Consider the following 18749-nt stretch of genomic DNA (forward strand, 5'->3'; position numbering starts at 1 on the left):
TGGTGTGACCGGGCATGACTTTGGTCACCTTTGGCCACCCTACTCAGGCCCGAAGATAACGAGGCGGGCACATGCTGGTGAAGCCTGCGTTACCAGTGTGGCAAGTGGTGCAGATGATGCAATTGCGACTAGTCTTGCTGGCATGGCTAGTAAGACCGCTGTGCGCTCCGGAGCCCGAACGAGCAGGTCAAAGGCCGCTTCAGGGGGCGTTTCCCGAGGCGGGAGAGCTACTGCCTCCGCCGGGCCGGCAAGGCCGGCGAAGGGGACCAGAAAGCCGGCGGGCAAGCCGGCCAAGCGGGTAGCCAAGCCGATCCCGCGGCGCAATCAGTCCGTGCTCAAGGTGGCCGGGCTCGCGGGCGGCCGAGCCATGCGCGCTACCTGGATGATGGCGGCCAAGGGCACCGGCGGGGCGGCGCGGTCGATAGGGCGCGCTCGTGACATCGAACCCGGGCATCGCCGTGACGGCGTGGCGCTGGTGGTGCTGGGCATTGCGGTGGTCGTCGCCGCGAGTTCATGGTTCGACGCCGCCCGCCCGGTCGGCGCGTGGGTGGATGCGGTACTGCGAACGTTCATCGGCTCGGCGGTGGTGCTGCTCCCGATCGTTCTTGCAGGCACGGCGATAGTGCTGATGCGCACCGAGCCGAACCCCGACACCAGGCCCCGGCTGATTCTCGGGTCCAGCCTGATCGCGCTGTCTTTCCTGGGGTTGCGGCACTTGTGGGCGGGTTCGCCGGAATCCCCGGAGTTGCGCCAGCGTGCCGCGGGGTTCATCGGATTCACGATCGGTGGACCGCTATCCGACGGGCTGACCGTGTGGATCGCCGCTCCGTTGCTGTTCATCGGGGCGCTGTTCGGACTATTGCTGTTGACCGGGACCACAATCCGCGAGGTTCCCGATGTGCTACGTGGCCTGTTCGGAACCCGGCTGCTGCAGCGCGAGTACTACGATGACGAGTTCGACGACGGCGATGACTACGAGGGCTACTCGGATTTCGCCGGTGATGATGCCGACACGGTGGAAGTCGCGCGTGAGGACTTCTCCGACGGCTACTACGACGAGGTGCCGCTGCGGCCCGACGAGGAGCTGCGGGCCTGGCCCTCGCCGAACACGGAGCCCGACGGCGAAATCGGGGAGCCGGATGCGCCGACCGTTCCAGAACCTGCCGTCGCGCGCGGCGCCGGCAAGGCCGGAAAGTCCGGCCGCAGCGCCCCGGCGGAGAAGCAGGAAACCCTGGTACTCGACCGTGTCGTCGAGGGGCCCTACGCACTGCCATCGATGGAACTGTTGGTGGCGGGAGATCCGCCCAAGAAGCGCAGCGCCGCCAACAGTCACATGGCCGGCGCCATCGGGGATGTGCTCACCCAATTCAAGGTCGACGCGGCGGTGACCGGCTGCACCCGCGGTCCGACCGTCACGCGGTATGAGGTCGAGCTGGGGCCCGGCGTCAAGGTGGAGAAGATCACCGCGCTGCAGAAGAACATCGCCTACGCGGTGGCCACCGAGAGCGTGCGGATGCTCGCTCCCATCCCCGGCAAGTCGGCGGTCGGCATCGAGGTGCCCAACACCGACCGCGAAATGGTGCGGCTTGCCGACGTGCTCACCGCTCCGACGACCCGCCGCGACCACCACCCGCTGGTGATCGGCCTGGGCAAAGACATCGAGGGCGATTTCATCTCGGCCAACCTGGCGAAGATGCCGCACCTGCTGGTCGCCGGTTCCACCGGGTCCGGAAAGTCCAGCTTCGTCAACTCCATGCTGGTCTCCCTGCTGACCCGGGCCACCCCGGAAGAGGTCAGGATGATCCTGATCGACCCGAAGATGGTGGAACTGACCCCTTACGAAGGCATTCCGCACCTGATCACCCCGATCATCACGCAGCCAAAGAAGGCGGCGGCCGCTCTCGCATGGCTGGTCGAGGAGATGGAACAGCGCTACCAGGACATGCAAGCGTCCCGGGTGCGTCATATCGATGACTTCAACGAGAAGGTGCGATCGGGAGCGATCACCGCGCCACTGGGCAGCCAGCGGGTGTACAAGCCCTATCCCTATGTCGTTGCGATCGTCGACGAGTTGGCCGACCTGATGATGACCGCGCCGCGTGACGTCGAGGAAGCCATCGTGCGGATCACCCAGAAGGCCCGCGCCGCCGGCATCCATCTGGTGCTGGCCACCCAGCGGCCCTCGGTCGACGTGGTCACCGGCTTGATCAAGACCAACGTGCCGTCCCGGCTGGCGTTCGCCACATCCTCACTGACCGACAGCCGGGTGATCCTGGACCAGGCGGGCGCGGAAAAGCTGATCGGTATGGGTGACGGCCTATTCCTGCCGATGGGCGCCGGCAAGCCGATCCGGCTGCAGGGCGCGTTCATCACCGACGAGGAGATCCACGCCGTTGTCACCGCGTGTAAGGATCAGGCGGAGCCCGAGTACACCGAGGGTGTCACCAACGCCAAGCCCACCGGTGAGCGCACCGACGTCGACTCGGACATCGGTGACGACATGGACGTGCTGCTGCAGGCCGTGGAGTTGGTGGTGTCCAGTCAGTTCGGCTCCACCTCGATGTTGCAGCGCAAGCTGCGGGTCGGGTTCGCCAAAGCCGGCCGACTGATGGACCTGATGGAGACGCGCAACATCGTCGGGCCGAGCGAAGGCTCGAAGGCCCGCGAGGTGCTGGTCAAGCCCGATGAATTGGCCGGAACGCTGGCCTTGATCAGGGGCGGGGTGGCCGACGACGCGCCGGACGAGGATTGATCGGTGACGGCTTAAAGCACCAACAGCATCCGGGTGTTGCCCAAGATGTTGGGCTTGATGTAGCTCAGATCCAGAAACTCCGCGACGCCGATGTCGTAGGAGCGGCACATCTCTTCGAACACCTCCGCGGTCACCGGCGTGCCCTCGATCTCGGTGAACCCGTGCGCGGTGAAGAATTCGGTCTCGAACGTCAGCACGAATAGTCGCTCTAGCTGCAGTTCCCGGGCCACCTCGAGCAGTCGGTCGACAATCGCGTGGCCGATGCCGTGCCCGGTCATAGCGGGATCCACCGCGACGGTGCGGACCTCACCGAGGTCCGACCACAACACGTGCAGGGCCCCGCAGCCGATCACGTTGCCCTGGATTTCGGGGTGTTCGGCAACCCAGAATTCCTGAACCGCTTCGTAAAGGGTGACCAGGTTCTTCTCCAGCAGGATCTTCCCCGCATAGGTGTCGACAAGCTTTTTGATCGCCGGGACGTCGGACGTTCTGGCACGCCGGACCACCGGCCGGAAATCCTGTTGACTTTCGGTCACGAGAAAACAGTATCGACATCGGCGGCGGGGCGGCTGGTCAAACGTTATTCTGTTGCGGTGTCAGGGCAGCCGCAAACAGGTCAGGTGCCGGGAACCGCAGGGATCGCCAACCTAGCCAACGTCCTGACTGGCCTGCGCTTTGTGCTGGTCCCGATTTTCTTGTACCTCCTGTTCTATGACGGAGGTCACCAAACGACTTTCCGGATAGCGGCATGGGCGGTATTCGCGGTTGCCAGCATCACCGATCGATTTGACGGACTGCTCGCCCGCAACTACGGCATGGCCACCGAATTCGGGGCGTTTGTTGATCCGATCGCGGACAAGGCCCTGATCGGGGCGGCGCTGATCGGGCTATCGATGCTCAACGACCTGCCGTGGTGGGTCACGGTGTTGATCCTGAGCCGCGAACTCGGGGTGACCATGCTGCGGCTGGCTGTCATCCGCCGCGGTGTCATTCCCGCCAGCTGGGGCGGCAAGCTCAAGACCGTCGTCCAAGCGGTGGCGATCGGGCTGTTCGTCCTGCCGCTTTCCGGCCCGCTGCACATGGCGGCGGTGGTCGTGATGGCCGCCGCAATCGTGCTCACGGTGGTGACCGGGATCGACTACGTGGCATCGACCGTCCGCGAAATTCGTGCCGGAAAACGCGCGTCGTAAGCCAGCGGGAACCACACCAGCTCACGCCGCGTTCATCTAAGAACCAGTGCTCTTGGGCGCTGCTGGTCGGGCGCTTGAACCGCATTTGGGTGCTTGATTTGGTCGTCATGGATGTTGAAGGCAGATGGAGGAGAGCGCGATGGCGTCATTGGTGCGCGAGGTCATTGGCGACGTGTTGCGCGGGGAGCGAACTTCACAGGGCCTGACGCTGCGGGAGGTGTCCGACACCGCTCGGGTGAGTCTGGGGTATCTGTCCGAGATCGAGCGTGGCCGCAAGGAGCCGTCCAGCGAATTGCTCAATGCAATCTGCGACGCGTTGCAGGTCCCGCTGTCTGAGGTGCTCATCGGTGCGGGTGAGCGGATGGCGCGTGACGAACGCGCGATCCAGACCGCGCCGACCGGAGCCACCATCGATGCCGGCACCAGATTGGTCATTCCCCAGGTAGCGTCGCTGGCGGTGGCCTGAGCGCGGCGCAGCCGATCTGGTGTCGATCAGTTATGGGATCACGGGTGGGGAGATCGGCCCGGACCCACTAAATTGAGCGACAGGGTAAGTGTGCTGAGCTCAATCGGGCCCTACCCGGGACCCACCCGGCCCACAAGAAACGAAGGCGGAGCTAACCGATGGCCAATCCGTTCGTCAAAGCGTGGAAGTACCTCATGGCGCTGTTCAACTCCAAGATTGACGAGCACGCCGACCCCAAAGTGCAGATTCAGCAGGCTATTGAGGAAGCCCAGCGCACCCATCAGGCGCTGACCCAACAGGCCGCACAGGTGATCGGAAACCAGCGCCAGCTGGAGATGCGCCTCAACCGCCAGCTGGCCGACATCGAAAAGCTACAGGTCAACGTGCGTCAGGCGCTGACGCTGGCCGACCAGGCCACCGCCGCTGGCGACGCGGCCAAGGCGGTCGAGTACAACAACGCCGCCGAAGCGTTTGCCGCCCAGCTGGTGACCGCCGAGCAGAGCGTCGAAGACCTCAAAGCGCTGCACGACCAGGCCCTCAATGCCGCGGCTCAGGCCAAGCGGGCAGTCGAGCAGAACTCGATGGTGCTGCAGCAGAAGATTGCCGAACGCACCAAGCTGCTCAGCCAGCTGGAGCAGGCAAAGATGCAAGAGCAGGTCAGCTCGTCGCTGCGGTCGATGAGTGAGCTTGCCGCCCCCGGCAACGTCCCCAGCCTCGATGAGGTGCGGGACAAGATCGAACGCCGGTATGCCACCGCACTCGGTCAGGCCGAGCTCGCCCAAAGTTCGGTGCAGGGCCGCATGCTCGAAGTTCAGCAGGCCGGCGTGCAGATGGCCGGTCATTCCCGGCTGGAACAGATCCGGGCCTCGATGCGCGGCGAGTCGCTGCCGGCGGGAGGCGCGGCCACTCCCGGTGCCACTGGGGCCACCGAAACCGGTGGGGCGGTCGCAGAGAAACCTTTTGGTCAGCAGTAGGGCGGAGAGTCTCACATGGCGGTGAAGTCGGCTCAGCGCGGCCAGCGGCGTGCGTTGCTGCAGCGGGGTCTCGACTTCGTGGGTGATCTGTCCGACTTCGCCGCCCGCAAGATCAGCGCTGCCACCGATCCGCGAGCTCGCCAGCTGCGCCGCCGCCGCCGTGCGCTGCGGTGGGCGCTGATCTTCAGCGCCGGCTGCGTCTTTTGGGCCGCGGTGACGGCGGTGCTGGCAGCGTGGGGCTGGTTCGCGTTGCTGCTGCAGATCACAGGAGCGATCGCGGTGGTGCAGGTGATTCCCGCGACGTTGCTGTTCTTCCGCTACTACTGGCTGCGGTCGGAGCCGTTGCCGTCACAGCGGCCGACCACCACCCGGCGGTTGCCGCCGATGGGTTCGGCCGCCCGCCCCGCGATGGCCGCCCTGGGCGCCTCCGAACGTGGATTCTTCTCGCTGTTGGGTGTGATGGAGCGGGGCGCGCTGGTACCTGCGGCCGAAATCCAGGACCTGACCGATGCGGCCAACCACAGCGCCGCGGCGATGGCCGCCACGGCTGCCCAGGTGGTATCGATGGAGCGGGCGGCGCAGTATTCGGAATCCTCGCGTGGCCAACTGGTGCCCACCATCAATGCCTTTACCGCCCAACTAGGCGCCGGCGTGCGTCAGTACAACGAGATGGTGACCGCGGCAGCGCAATTGGTTTCGTCGGCCAACGGTGCCACCGTGGCCGAGGCGGTGTCGCAGCAGCGCTACCGCCACGAACTGGTCGGAGCTACCGATCGCCTGGCCGGCTGGGCGCAGGCCTTCGACGAACTGGGTGGGTTACCGCGCCGCTAGGTGTGCACCTACATGCGTGCCTTCAGCGCTGGGATCACCGCGCCGGCCACCCCGCGCAGCAATGCCTTGGTCATGTCGTAGAAATCGAAGTAGTCGCGCCACAGCGTGATGCGCTCGTCGTGTACCTCGAACGCGCTGCAGACCCAGAACTGAATTCGCAGCGGGCCGAGAATCAATGCATCGGTGCGTTCGGTGAGTACGGCGGCTCCATCGGCGGCGGCGCGATGGATCTTCACCTCGAACCCCATGCGCCCGTCCATCTGGCGGAACAGCCGCATCGCCCGGCTCCGGCCACGGATCGTCGGCAGTCCGACGTTCTGGTACACCAGGTGGTCGTCTAGGGCCGCGTTCGCCGCTTCGTAGTCCGCGTCCTGAAGCGCACTCAGGAAGCCCTCGACCGTGCGGATGTTGTCGGTGCTTGTTTGGCTTGTTTGAGTCAGCTCGGTCATGGTTGCCAGGGTAAGCGAGTACGGGCAACTGCGGTGGCTGGTCGGCGATTGGGCGGTGGCTGGGCACCGGCCAGGCACTGTGGCAGGGTGGTGCGGTGCGTGTCGCCGTGGTCGCCGGGCCGGATCCCGGCCATTCGTTTCCCGCGATTGCGCTGTGCCGGCGCTTTTTGGCGGCCGGCGATATTCCAACGCTGCTGACCGGTGTGGAGTGGTTGGACACCGCTCGGGCGGCCGGCGTTGACGCCATTGAGTTGGCGGGGCTGGTCGCCACCGACGAGGATCTGGATGCCGGCGCCAGGATTCATCGCAGGGCCGCTCAGATGGCCCTGCTCAACGCTCCGGCGCTGTCCGACCTGGCGCCCGACCTGGTGGTGTCCGACGTGATCACCGCCTGCGGGGGAATGGCGGCCGAGCGGTTGGGGATCCCCTGGATCGAGCTCAACCCGCATCCGCTGTATCGGCCGTCGAAAGGCCTGCCGCCGATCGGCAGCGGTCTGGCGCCGGGCACCGGAATTCGCGGCCGGCTGCGCGACACCACCATGCGGGCGCTGACGGCGCGGTCCTGGCGTGCGGGCCTGCGACAGCGCGCCGCGGTGCGGGCCGAGATCGGCCTGGCAGAGCATGATCCGGGCCCGCTGCGGCGATTGATCGCTACGCTGCCCGCCCTCGAGGTGCCGCGTCCGGACTGGCCTGCCGAGGCGATCGTGGTCGGCCCGTTGCACTTCGAACCGACCGATCAGCTGCTGAAAGTCCCTGCCGGTTCGGGTCCGGTGCTGGTCATCGCGCCGTCCACGGCATTGTCCGGAACCGCCGGACTGGCCGCGGTCGCACTGGAGTCGCTGATTCCGGGCGACACGCTGCCGTCGGGATCGCGGCTGGTGGTCTCCCGGCTCGGCGGCGACGATCTGGTGACACCGTCGTGGGCGGCGGTCGGGCTGGGCAGCCAGGCCGAGCTGTTGACCCACGCCGACGTGGTGATCTGCGGGGGCGGTCATGGGATGGTCTCCAAGACGTTGCTGGCCGGGGTGCCCCTGGTGGTGGTTCCCGGCGGCGGGGACCAGTGGGAGATAGCCAATCGCGTGGTACGCCAGGGCAGCGCTCGGCTGATCCGGCCGCTGGGCGCTGATGCGCTGGCGGCCGCGGTGAATGAGGTGCTGTCGTCGCCCGGTTACCGGGAGGCGGCGCAACGGGCCGCCGCCAGCATTGCCGACGTGGCCGATCCGGTGCAGGTCTGCCACGAAGCGCTGGCGCTTGCGGGATGACCGGATTGGCTGGCCGGCCCAGTATGTTGGCTGGCGTGCGGCTGACAGAGTTTCACGAACGGATCACGCTGCGGTTTGGTGCCGCCTACGGCGCATCGGTTCTGGTCGACCACGTCTTGACGGTCTTCGATGGCCGGACCGCCGCCCAGGCGATCGAGGCGGGTGTGGAGCCTCGCGACGTGTGGCGGGCGTTGTGCGCTGACTTCGATGTTCCCCGTGAGCAGTGGTGATCTAGGCGCCCGCTAGAGCGGGCAGTCGCCGCATTTCCCCGCGCCGGGCAGGCGGTAGTAGAGACAGCAACTGTTGCGCCGGAAGCTCAGATCGGCGCCTGCGATCACCCCTGATCCGGCCAGGCGGCCCATGCTCAGCAACTCGGCGGTGGTGCTGGCTACGGACTGGCGCAAGTCCGGCCGCGCCGAGATCAGCGCGCGTGACGCCCCGACGAGTGCCGACGCGATGTTGCCGGACAGCAGCGCGGGCGCCAACTTGGCGCGCAGGCCCGCTGCGAACGGCTCCATGTGGTCCTTGATGACGACGCGATACAACAATTCCGGGGACGGTGCGGCGGGCTCGCCGATGGGTTCGGGCAGCCGCAGCAGCGCGGCGTTGTCGGCACGCTGCAGGTTGGTCAGGTCGGGAACTACCCCCTGGCTCAAGACGCATGCGAGCACTGGTGACCACAGCCGGGCGGCATGGCCGAGATGCACCAGGGATGCGCCGATTCGCACCTCTGGCGTGCCATAGCGCTCGATGGTGGCGTCGATCAAGTCCGAGAACCCGTTGGCATAGGCCTGGGTGACCGGATGCCATCCCGTTGGGTCGCCGCCCACGGTCAGCCCGAAAAAACCTCCGTAGGAGGCGATTTCGGCCAGCTCGGCGGAGATGTTCATGCGTCCATCGGTAGCCGATATTGCCACACGCGGCGTGTCGAAACTTGAATCGAACAGATGTTCGGCTACTGTGGTCATCACTCGAAGACGCGATCTGTCGGTGGTCTTCTTTAGTGTCACAGCCAACCGACCCATACCGGTCATCGAACACCGACTATAGGAGAGGCACGATGGCGCAAGCTCCCGACCGCGAAAAGGCACTCGAACTGGCGATGGCCCAGATCGAGAAGAGTTATGGCAAAGGTTCGGTGATGCGCCTTGGCGACGAGGTACGGCAACCGATTTCGATCATCCCGACCGGATCCATCGCACTCGATGTTGCCCTGGGCATCGGCGGTCTGCCACGTGGCCGGGTGATCGAGATCTACGGCCCGGAATCCTCGGGTAAGACCACCGTGGCATTGCACGCGGTGGCCAACGCCCAGGCCGCCGGCGGCGTCGCGGCATTCATCGATGCCGAGCATGCGCTGGATCCCGAGTACGCCAAAAAGCTTGGTGTCGATACCGATTCCCTGCTGGTCAGCCAGCCGGACACCGGTGAACAGGCGCTCGAGATCGCCGACATGCTGATCCGTTCGGGGGCGCTCGACATCGTGGTGATCGACTCGGTGGCCGCACTGGTGCCACGCGCGGAGCTCGAAGGCGAAATGGGGGATAGCCATGTCGGCCTGCAGGCCCGGCTGATGAGCCAGGCGCTGCGGAAGATGACTGGCGCATTGAACAATTCGGGAACCACGGCGATCTTCATCAACCAGCTCCGCGACAAAATCGGGGTGATGTTCGGCTCACCCGAGACGACGACGGGTGGAAAGGCGCTGAAGTTCTACGCGTCGGTGCGCATGGATGTGCGTAGGATCGAAACGCTCAAGGACGGCACCAATGCGGTCGGTAACCGCACCCGGGTCAAGATCGTCAAGAACAAGGTCTCGCCACCGTTCAAACAGGCCGAGTTCGACATCCTCTACGGCAGGGGTATCAGCAGGGAAGGCTCGCTGATCGATATGGGTGTGGATCAGGGCTTCATCCGGAAATCCGGTGCGTGGTTCACCTACGAGGGCGAACAGCTCGGGCAGGGCAAGGAGAATGCCCGCAACTTCCTGCTGGAGAACGGCGAAGTGGCCAACGAGATCGAGAAGAAGATCAAAGAAAAGCTCGGTATCGGTGCAGTGGTGACTGATGACGGTGTCCTTCCCGCCCCCGTCGACTTCTGAGCCATCTCGCGAAGAGCAGGCGCGGGCGTTATGTCTGCGCCTGCTCACCGCGCGATCCCGGACTCGGGCAGAGTTGGCCGGTCAGCTGGCGAAACGTGGCTACCCCGAGGACGTCGGCGATCGCGTGCTGGATCGGCTTACCGCGGTAGGTCTGGTCGACGACGCCGACTTTGCCGCGGACTGGGTGCAATCCCGTCGGGCCAATGCGGGAAAGAGCAGGCGCGCACTGGCCGCTGAGCTGCAGGCCAAAGGGGTCGATCAGGATGTGATCGGCACCGCGCTGGCCGGACTCGACGCGGGTGCCGAGCGAGGCAGGGCCGAGCAACTCGTCAGGACCAAGCTCAGGCGCGAAAAGCTGACCGAGGATGACGCCCGGGTGACCCGCAGATTGGTGGCGATGCTGGCGCGTCGTGGCTACAGCCAGACTGTGGCGTGCGAGGTGGTCATCGCAGAACTGGCCGCCGAACGAGATCGCCGGCGGGTCTAGCCCGACTCTGTCCGGGAGGGGCTCGGCCACCGGCCGACACGCTGTCGGCCAGCCGGCCGCCGTACCATGGCCCCGTGACTTCGACGGTGGCGCACGGCGCCGGGTCTGCCGGCCCGGCCGATGATGCTGATCCCATGTCGGCGCGCACGTATCAGGTCCGCACCTACGGCTGCCAGATGAATGTCCACGACTCCGAACGAATGGCGGGCCTGCTCGAAGCCGCCGGCTACCGTCGTGCGGCCGAGGGCACCGATGCCGATGTAGTGGTCTTCAACACCTGCGCGGTACGGGAAAACGCCGACAACAAGCTCTACGGCAACCTCAGCCACCTGGCCCCGCGCAAGCGCACCAGTCCGGACATGCAAATCGCCGTCGGTGGTTGCTTGGCCCAGAAAGACCGCGACGCGCTGCTGCGCAAAGCGCCCTGGGTTGACGTGGTTTTCGGTACCCATAACATCGGGTCGTTGCCCGCGCTGCTCGACCGCGCCCGGCACAACCGGGTGGCTCAGGTGGAGATCGCCGAGGCGCTGCAGCAGTTCCCGTCGTCGCTGCCGAGCGCCCGTGAGTCTGCGTACGCCGCTTGGGTATCGATCTCGGTCGGCTGCAACAACACCTGCACCTTCTGCATCGTGCCGTCGCTGCGCGGCAAAGAGATCGATCGCAGCCCGGCAGACATCCTGGCCGAGGTCCAGTCGCTGGTGGATACCGGTGTAGTCGAGATCACCCTGCTGGGGCAGAACGTCAACGCCTACGGCGTCTCCTTCGCTGACCCCGCACTGCCGCGCAACCGGGGCGCTTTCGCCGAGTTGCTGCGGGCTTGCGGAGACATCGACGGGCTGGAGCGGGTCCGGTTTACCTCGCCGCACCCGGCCGAGTTCACCGATGACGTCATCGAGGCCATGGCACAAACACCCAACGTGTGCCCCGCCCTGCACATGCCCCTGCAGTCCGGATCGGATCGGGTGCTGCGCGCGATGCGGCGCTCCTATCGTGCCGAACGCTATCTGGGCATCATCGAGCGGGTTCGGGCCGCCATGCCGCACGCGGCCATCACCACGGATCTGATCGTGGGATTCCCGGGTGAGACCGAACAGGACTTTGCCGCCACCCTTGATGTGGTGCGGCAGGCCCGGTTCTCGGCCGCGTTCACCTTCCAGTACTCCAAGCGCCCCGGGACCCCGGCGGCCGAACTCGACGGGCAGTTGCCCAAAGCTGTTGTGCAGGAACGGTATGAGCGGCTCGTCGAGTTGCAGGAGCAGATCTCGCTGGAGGGCAACCGGGCCATCGTCGGACAGCGCGTCGAGCTGCTGGTGGCCACCGGAGAAGGACGCAAGGACACCCTGACGGCGCGCATGAGCGGCCGGGCGCGCGATGGGCGCCTGGTTCACTTCCGCGCCGGTGACGGGCCGGTTCGCCCCGGCGACATCGTCACCGTGGAGGTCACCGATGCCGCTCCGCACCACCTGATTGCCGACGGGGGCATTCTGGCCCACCGCCGTACCCGTGCCGGTGACGCGCACGCCGACGGACAGACCGTTCGGGGCATCGGCCTGGGCATGCCCGGCATCGGGCGGCCCGTGGTTCCCGTTGCGGCCGAAGCCACCTCATGCGGATCGGCGGGCGGATGCGGATCGGCGGACGGGGCTGGATCTAGCGCGGGTGACCCGCAATGAACGGAGAGGTTGACGTGGCGGATTTCGACGCCTACCGGTCTGAAATCGAGGCGGCAGAACGCCGGGTGGCGCGTGAGATCGACCCCGGCGCCAGAGCTTTGGTCGTCGCGATCCTCGTGTTCGTGCTGCTGGGGTCGTTCATCCTGCCGCACACCGGAAACGTGCGCGGATGGGATGTGCTGTTCAGCAGCAATGGGGCGACCGACGCCGCGGTGACGCTGCCGTCGCAGGTGTTCGCCTGGTTGACACTGGTATTCGGCGTGGGCTTCTCGATGCTGGCGTTGATGACACGACGCTGGACGCTGGCGTGGGTGGCCCTGGCGGGTTCGGCGTTGGCCAGTGGCACCGGGCTGTTGGCGGTGTGGTCGCGCCAGACCGTGGCCGCGGGTCAACCGGGTCCGGGCGTCGGGCTCATCGTGTCTTGGATCGCGGTGATCCTGTTGACGTTTCACTGGGCACGGGTGGTGTGGCAGCGCACGATAGTGCAGCTTGCTGCGGAAGAGCAGCGTCGTCGCGTGGTCGCCGAACAACAGTCGCAGACCTTGTTGGACAGCTTCAACACACCCGATGAGTCCGACGGGACCGCGGCCGAAAAAGACCAGGACTAGGTTTTGCGGGTCAGCGCGTCGGCCGCGGCTGCCGCCCACTGCCGCCACTGTTCGGCGTTGGCCTTTGCCTGTTCGGCTTCCTTGGTCTTACCCGCCGCGGCTGCCTTGGCGGCTTGCTGTTCGAACTGCTCGACTCGGGCCTGGAACTGCTCGGCGCGCGCCTGAGCCTGTGGATCCGACCAATTGGATTCGCCGGCTTCGCGCACCTTTTTCTCGACCGCGCGCAACCGACGCTCCAATTCGGCGGTGCGCTCGCGGGGCACGCGGCCGATCGCGTCCCACTTGTCGGTGATGGTGCGAAGCGCTGCTCGCGCGGCGTCGCGGTTGGTGGTGTCGAGCTTCTCCGCCTCGACGAGCAGGGCCTCCTTGGCGGTGGCATTGGCGCGGAACTCGGCGTCTCGCTCCGCGGTCGCGGCGTTGCGCGCGGTGAAAAAGGCATCCTGGGCGGCTTTGAAACGACGCCATAACGCATCGTCGACGTCCTTGCTGGCGCGTCCCGCCGCTTTCCATTCGGCGAGTAGTTTGCGGAATTCAGCGCTGGTGGGGGCCCAGTCCGTGGAGTCGGACAACTCCTCCGCGCGCTCGCAGAGCCGCTCTTTGCTCTGCTTGACCCCAGATCGCTCACGGTCGAGTTCGGCGAAATGGGAGCCCCGTCGACGGTTGAAGGTGTCACGGGCCGCCGAGTAGCGCTTCCACAACGCGTCATCGACCTTGCGGTCCAGGCCGCTGATCGTCTTCCATTCGTCGAGGATCGCGCGCAGCCGGTCGCCGGCGGCCTTCCATTGGGTCGAGTTGGCGGCCAGTTCCTCAGCCTCGGCGGCCAGCGCCTCTTTGCGCGAGGTCTGGGCGGCCCGATGTTCGTCTCGTTTGGTGCGGTCGGCGACGGCCATGCTGTCGGCCTGTTCGCACAGGCTGGCCAGCCTGGTGGCCAGCGCATCGAGGTCCCCGAGCACCGACGCGATCGGCAGTGTCTCGGCCAGCGCTGCGGCGTTGGCGCGGATCTTGCGGGCGTCTCCGGTGCCGGCGGCCAGCCGCTCCTCCATCAGCGTGATCTCGGTGTTCAAGTCGTCGAAACGCCTGCCGAAATGCGCAAATGCGGCCTCGGCGTCCCCGGCCTGCCAGGACCCGACGATGCGCTCGCCGGCGGTGGTGATCAGCCAGACCGTGCCGTCGTCGTCGACACGACCGAACCGGTGGGGATCGCTGGGTGCGGATACCACCACCGGATGGGCAACGGGCCGGGGCGACGGCCTGGGGCCGGGCCTGGGTCCCGGCCGCGGTCCCGGCCGTGGGCCGGGGCCCGAAACCGTCGGGTGCAAATCGTTGCCGCGGGGTTCGTCAGCCGTCATGCGCTCGTCACCTACCCTTTGCACCCTCTGCGCGGTCCGTATCCCGCGCACCTGCCGCGCGAAGTGGCACCCAATATCCGATCTGCAGCTCTGATGGGGCCGACGGCTTCACCAGAGGGCACAGACCGGTTCTAACAGTTCCAACAGTATTGAAGCAGCTTGCCCCGCCATACACCGACACCTTGGTCGGTGTTGGTTAACTGCCCATCTGGACAGTTTCACAAACGAGGCCGGCTATCACGAGTGCTTTTTCCACCAGCTGTAGAGCTCTTCGAGGTTGGGGCCCCGCGGATCGCCCTGGACCACGCTGATCATCAACTGGGCTTCGTTTGTCCACACCACCGAGGGACTGCCCTCCTGGATCGCGCAGAAGATCATGCCGCCGACCTGTGGGCTATCGGGATGGTGCCAGGCGGTCGGTGACTTCTTCTCGCCTGGGCAGTCGACCATGATGTCGGTGCGCAGCAGGCCGTCGAAATACTGGCGCAGCGTCGCCGTTTCCCCGAACAGCGTGTACACGCCCCGGGACGGGCCCCCAGGGTCGACGTTCTTGTCGCAGGTGACCCTGGCCAGCGAGTCCTTGGCCGGCAGAAAGGCCCGGCAGGTGCCCGGTGCGTAACCCAGTGGAAGCGTGCTCAGTAGGCGGGCCAGCGCGTCCGCCGACGCCGGCGAGGGCGCGCTGGGCGAAGCCGTCGACGGGCTGGTGGAAGCGGACTCGGACTTCGGCCGGAAGCTGAGCCAGATGCCCTGGGCGGCGAAGACGATCAGGGCCACCAGGGCGGCGGCGCCGAGCAGCATCCACGGGTTGCGCAGGCGTGCGGCCAAGAAGTGTGGGCCCGGGCCCGACGGTGATGTGTCGCTCGTCTGCTTCGGCGGTTGCGGGGGCGTCGGGGGAACTGGGGGAGTCGGGGGTGTCAGGGGCGCCGGGGGTGCCTGTGGTGGTGGTGCGGCCGTCAGATCGCCCCAAGAACTCGTGCTCGCGTCGAATAACGGGACGTTGGCTTCCGATGTGGGGAATGACGGAATCGACAGGGGCCCGGAGATCCTCAGGTCGGGCTGCGAAGTCGATGCGACCGGGGTGGGTGCCGATGGTGACGCCGTCGACGGGCTCGCAAAGGTGATACCGGCCTCTGCCGCGGCGTCGGTGTGCAGGCCACCGGCCTCCTCACTACGTTTGAGGATGCGAAATTCTTGAGCCTGGTGCGGTGCGCTGAGCGCTTGGTGCGCCGCCGCAGCCAGTTCGCCCGCGCTTGCGAAGCGGTCCTCCGGGCGTTTGGCCATTCCGCGCGCGATCACCGCGTCGAACGTGGCGGGGATACCGGGCCGCAGCTGGCTGGGACGCGGGATGGGCGCCATCAGATGCGCGGTGATCAACATGCCGGCGCTGTCCGCCCGATATGGCGGGGTTCCGGTCAGGCACTCATGGAGCACGCAGGTCAGCGAATAGATGTCGGCACGCTGATTCACTTCGGCGTCGGAAAACCGCTCCGGGGCCATGTACCTCCAGGTCCCCACCGCGCTGCCGATCTGCGTCAGTTTCTCGTCGGTCGCCGCACTGGCGATCCCGAAGTCCACCAGGTAAACGAAGTCATCCTGGGTCACCAGGATGTTTTCCGGTTTCACATCCCGATGCATCACGCCGGCCGCGTGGGCGGCGTCCAATGCGGAGGCGACCTGATGCACCAGCGCCACCGCCCACGGGGGTGTCACCGGACCGAACCGTTCCAGCAGCAGCGCCAGGTGGGTGCCCTCGATGAGGCGCATGTCCAGGTAGAGCTGCCCGTCGATTTCACCGTAATCGTGAATGGGCACCACGTGCGGCTCTTGCAGCCTGCCCGCGTTGCGGGCCTCACGCTGCATCCGCATGCGAAACACGGGATCGTGGCTGAGCGACTCCGACATCAACTTCAGTGCCACCACGCGCTGTCTCACGGTGTCCACGGCCTCGTAGACCTCGCCCATGCCGCCGGTGCCAAGCTGTCGCTTGAGGTAGTAGGGCCCGAAGCGGGTACCTACTCGCGAGCGTCGCGCGGAGGCGCTCATCGCCTACTCCTCAAACCAGCGGGTAATCGCACCGGCAAGCCACACTCACCGGCCGACCTGCCGACCGCATACCCCGGTCTAGCAACCATGACGGTAATTGCTCACCATTGTGGATGCACCAAAACTGCAGCATCCGTCCTATAGCTGCAACCGTTCCGTTAGTTGCGCTGTGTGCTCGCGCGGGAATTTGGGCAGGTCGGATCGGCATAGCCGGCGCCCCGATCGATTTTGTGAATTGCGGTGATCGGGTGTGCGCGCTGCTGGCGTGCGGACCGTCCAGCTGGTGTCGCGGCCGACCGGTCGGCTGCGAAATGCGCGGCCCGATGCCCGGGTGAGGCAACCATTTCTATGGGATCGCGCGATTGAGATGCTTAACCAGCACACACGGGTCATTATTGAACAACTGCCTAACGGAAGGTTTACGCAGACAGCTTGCAGCTGAATGCGGTGGGAGGGCACCAAATGGCCAATGTCGAAGTCTCGGCGTCGCTCGCCCTGGGCGCGGCGCTGCTGGCCGGGGTCGGCTACGTGGTGCTGCAGCGGTCAGCGCAGCAGGTCACCGAGGACGAGGTTGGTCACTTCACGCTGCTGCACCTCTCGCTACGCCATGGTCAGTGGTGGCTGGGCAGCGCCGCGGCTCTGTCCAGCTTCACCCTGCAGGCCATCGCGTTGACCATGGGGTCTGTGGTGCTGGTGCAGTCGCTGCAGGCGACCGCGCTGCTTTTCGCCCTGCCGATCGATTCTTGGCTTACTCAGCATCGGATCACCGCTCGAGAGTGGATGTGGGCGATCTTGCTGGCCGGCGCGGTGGCGGTCATCGTGACGGCAGGGGATCCCACGGCTGGCCACGCGCGCGCCCCGCTGTCGACCTGGGCGGTGGTTGCCGCGGTGATGATTCCGGCCTTGGTGGTCTGCGTGGTAGCGGCGCGGGTCACCTCCGGTGCTCTGTCGGCGGTGCTACTAGCGGTCTCTTCGGCCAGCTGTGCTGGCCGTGTTCACGGTGTTTACCAAAGGCGTTGTCACGCTCATCGGCACCGGCTTCGGGCCGCTAGTGCGCGCCCCCGAGTTCTACGCCTGGATGACGGTGCTGCCGATCGGTCTGATGCTTCAGCAATCATCGCTGCGGGCCGGCTCGTTGACCGCGTCATTGCCGACCATCACCGTGGCCAGGCCGGTGATTGCTTCGCTGTTGGGGGTCACGGTGCTCGACGAGGTGCTACAGGCCGGCGACTTGGGCGTGTTTGTGTTGCTGGTTGCCGTTGCCGTGGTGATCGTGGCCACCGTGGCGCTGGCTCGCGACGAAGCCGCCATGATGGCGCCCGCCGACAATCTCAACGCGGCCGGCCAGCTTGCCATGCCGTAGCCGTGTGAACCGAAACACATCTGGCACACAGGTTCTGCATAGCTTCCTAAAGAGTTGCCGCTGTTAGGTGGGTGCACGGTGGGTATTTGGGGTCGGTTCGAATCCAGCTAGTTGCCAGCCCGGCGGGGTAAGCCTGGTTGAGAACACCACCAAAACGGGTAGTGGATACCGGATGTACGAACGGTTTCCCGAGGGCGAGTTTTGGCGAGGAGGTTGGCCATGACGACGACGGAGATCGCGGCTGTTCTCGCGCTGGGTGCCGCGTTCGCATCCGCGCTGGGCAACGTGACGCGTCAGCGTTCCGCTCAGGAGATCACCGACGAACAGGTGGGCCACCTGGAGCTGTTCTGGCTGTCATTGCGCGACTCGCGCTGGTGGCTGGGAGCCCTCGGCGCGATCGCGAACTATCTGCTGCAGGCCGCCGCCCTGACGCTGGGATCGGTGGTGCTGGTGTCGGCGCTGCAGGTGACGGCGCTGTTGTTCGCGCTGCCGATATACGCCCGTGTTACTCGGCGCCGGGTGACGCGCTGGGAGTGGACCTGGGCTGTGCTGTTGGCCGTTTCGCTGGCGGTGGTGGTCATCGTTGGCGACCCGGATGTCGGCGTGTCGCGTGGTTCACTGGCGACCTGGATGGTGGTGGCCTCGGTGCTGGGCCCGGTAATGGTGTTCTGTGTGCTTGGTGCACGGATCTGGTCAGGATCGGTGGCCGCGGTGCTGCTGGCGGTGGTCTCGGGGTGTTCGTTGGCGCTGTTCGCCGTGCTCACCAAGGCGGTCGTCGAAGTGGTCGGCGGGGGAGCCGGCGCACTGTTTCGCGCGCCGGAGTTCTATGTCTGGATCGCCGCCGCGCTGGGCGGAATGATCTTCCAGCAGTCCTCGTTTCGCGCGGGCACGTTGACCGCCTCGTTGCCGACGGTGGTGGTGGCCAAACCATTGATGGGCGCGGTGCTGGGCATGGTCGTCCTGGGCGAAACACTCGATACCACCGGCCCCGGGCTTGTCGTGGTGGCCTTTGGCGTGGTCCTGGTGCTCGTCGCGACGATAGCGCTGGCCCGCGGAGAGGCCGAGAAGGTGGCCGAAGAGGCGGTCGAGAGTGGCCATATTCCGGCAACGATGCCCCACCGGGCGGTCACCATGCACTTCGGGCCCGCCGACGACGACGTGCAGACCGACCGGTTGCGCAGGGCGCCGGCGGGTTAGCCCC

Annotated in this window: 17 protein-coding genes and 1 pseudogene; 13 read left to right on the forward strand and 5 right to left on the reverse strand. The window is 66.2% G+C overall.

The genetic code is table 11. The features are described from left to right. Window positions 1-142 precede the first annotated feature (142 nt). Window positions 143-2752, forward strand: coding sequence for an FtsK/SpoIIIE family DNA translocase (locus tag MPSD_RS09745; RefSeq protein WP_051153711.1), 2610 nt, complete (start codon window positions 143-145; stop codon window positions 2750-2752). Window positions 2753-2763: 11 nt separating this feature from the next. Here MPSD_RS09745 and MPSD_RS09750 read toward each other — a convergent pair whose 3' ends face one another. Then, window positions 2764-3288, reverse strand: coding sequence for an amino-acid N-acetyltransferase (locus MPSD_RS09750; protein ID WP_011741175.1), 525 nt, complete (start codon window positions 3286-3288; stop codon window positions 2764-2766). A gap of 57 nt (window positions 3289-3345) precedes the next feature. Here MPSD_RS09750 and pgsA point away from each other — a divergent pair, with 57 nt between their 5' ends. The 4 genes from pgsA (at window position 3346) to pspM (ending at window position 6213) form a co-directional block, all read left to right on the forward strand. After that, window positions 3346-3942 carry a CDP-diacylglycerol--glycerol-3-phosphate 3-phosphatidyltransferase gene (gene pgsA / locus MPSD_RS09755; protein ID WP_181013034.1) on the forward strand — a complete coding sequence of 199 codons (597 nt, stop codon included), beginning with the start codon at window positions 3346-3348 and terminating at the stop codon, window positions 3940-3942. 139 nt (window positions 3943-4081) lie between these two features. After that, window positions 4082-4408, forward strand: a complete 327-nt coding sequence (gene clgR, locus MPSD_RS09760; protein WP_036427433.1) for a transcriptional regulator ClgR — start codon at window positions 4082-4084, stop codon at window positions 4406-4408. A 158-nt stretch (window positions 4409-4566) separates the two neighbouring features. Beyond that, the gene (gene pspA / locus MPSD_RS09765) at window positions 4567-5382 is read left to right on the forward strand and encodes a phage shock protein PspA (RefSeq protein ID WP_012393759.1); all 816 of its coding nucleotides are present in this window, start codon (window positions 4567-4569) and stop codon (window positions 5380-5382) included. A 15-nt stretch (window positions 5383-5397) separates the two neighbouring features. Next, on the forward strand, window positions 5398-6213 hold the full coding sequence (gene pspM / locus MPSD_RS09770; RefSeq protein ID WP_012393760.1) for a phage shock envelope stress response protein PspM: 816 nt from the start codon (window positions 5398-5400) through the stop codon (window positions 6211-6213). Window positions 6214-6221: 8 nt separating this feature from the next. On the opposite strand, the gene MPSD_RS09775 is transcribed toward pspM, so the two are convergent. Then, the gene (locus MPSD_RS09775) at window positions 6222-6662 is read right to left on the reverse strand and encodes a limonene-1,2-epoxide hydrolase family protein (RefSeq protein ID WP_020788005.1); all 441 of its coding nucleotides are present in this window, start codon (window positions 6660-6662) and stop codon (window positions 6222-6224) included. Window positions 6663-6757: 95 nt separating this feature from the next. Between MPSD_RS09775 and MPSD_RS09780 the strand changes: the two genes are divergently transcribed. Both MPSD_RS09780 and MPSD_RS09785 read left to right on the forward strand, forming a co-directional pair. After that, complete coding sequence (locus tag MPSD_RS09780; RefSeq protein ID WP_020788004.1) at window positions 6758-7924, forward strand: glycosyltransferase; 1167 nt, start codon at window positions 6758-6760, stop codon at window positions 7922-7924. A 35-nt stretch (window positions 7925-7959) separates the two neighbouring features. Next, complete coding sequence (locus MPSD_RS09785; protein ID WP_407070187.1) at window positions 7960-8154, forward strand: DUF3046 domain-containing protein; 195 nt, start codon at window positions 7960-7962, stop codon at window positions 8152-8154. A 12-nt stretch (window positions 8155-8166) separates the two neighbouring features. Here MPSD_RS09785 and MPSD_RS09790 read toward each other — a convergent pair whose 3' ends face one another. Continuing rightward, entirely contained in the window at window positions 8167-8814 is a 648-nt protein-coding gene (locus MPSD_RS09790; protein WP_020788003.1) for a (2Fe-2S)-binding protein, read from the reverse strand. A 170-nt stretch (window positions 8815-8984) separates the two neighbouring features. Here MPSD_RS09790 and recA point away from each other — a divergent pair, with 170 nt between their 5' ends. The 4 genes from recA (at window position 8985) to MPSD_RS09810 (ending at window position 12793) form a co-directional block, all read left to right on the forward strand. Continuing rightward, complete coding sequence (recA, locus tag MPSD_RS09795) at window positions 8985-10025, forward strand: recombinase RecA (RefSeq protein ID WP_012393764.1); 1041 nt, start codon at window positions 8985-8987, stop codon at window positions 10023-10025. Beyond that, window positions 9991-10512: a recombination regulator RecX gene (recX, locus tag MPSD_RS09800; protein ID WP_011741165.1), complete on the forward strand. Its 522-nt coding sequence runs from the start codon at window positions 9991-9993 to the stop codon at window positions 10510-10512. The genes recA and recX overlap by 35 nt, the downstream gene beginning before the upstream one ends. 134 nt (window positions 10513-10646) lie before the next feature. Continuing rightward, the gene (miaB, locus tag MPSD_RS09805) at window positions 10647-12185 is read left to right on the forward strand and encodes a tRNA (N6-isopentenyl adenosine(37)-C2)-methylthiotransferase MiaB (RefSeq protein WP_223161124.1); all 1539 of its coding nucleotides are present in this window, start codon (window positions 10647-10649) and stop codon (window positions 12183-12185) included. Continuing rightward, the gene (locus MPSD_RS09810; RefSeq protein ID WP_012393766.1) at window positions 12182-12793 is read left to right on the forward strand and encodes an Rv2732c family membrane protein; all 612 of its coding nucleotides are present in this window, start codon (window positions 12182-12184) and stop codon (window positions 12791-12793) included. Before miaB ends, MPSD_RS09810 begins: the two co-directional genes overlap by 4 nt. On the opposite strand, the gene MPSD_RS09815 is transcribed toward MPSD_RS09810, so the two are convergent. Together MPSD_RS09815 and MPSD_RS09820 are read right to left on the reverse strand one after the other, a co-directional pair. Continuing rightward, window positions 12790-14142, reverse strand: a complete 1353-nt coding sequence (locus MPSD_RS09815) for a DUF349 domain-containing protein (RefSeq protein WP_086085015.1) — start codon at window positions 14140-14142, stop codon at window positions 12790-12792. The two genes, MPSD_RS09810 and MPSD_RS09815, sit on opposite strands and share 4 nt — an antisense overlap. A gap of 237 nt (window positions 14143-14379) precedes the next feature. Beyond that, complete coding sequence (locus MPSD_RS09820) at window positions 14380-16185, reverse strand: serine/threonine-protein kinase (protein WP_117420656.1); 1806 nt, start codon at window positions 16183-16185, stop codon at window positions 14380-14382. A gap of 462 nt (window positions 16186-16647) precedes the next feature. On the opposite strand from MPSD_RS09820, the pseudogene MPSD_RS09830 reads away from it, so the two are divergent. After that, window positions 16648-17548: pseudogene (locus tag MPSD_RS09830) on the forward strand (DMT family transporter). A gap of 219 nt (window positions 17549-17767) precedes the next feature. Then, entirely contained in the window at window positions 17768-18745 is a 978-nt protein-coding gene (locus MPSD_RS09835; protein WP_011741160.1) for a DMT family transporter, read from the forward strand. Window positions 18746-18749: the final 4 nt, after the last annotated feature.

Source organism: Mycobacterium pseudoshottsii JCM 15466, assembly GCF_003584745.1.
Classification (GTDB): domain Bacteria; phylum Actinomycetota; class Actinomycetes; order Mycobacteriales; family Mycobacteriaceae; genus Mycobacterium; species Mycobacterium marinum.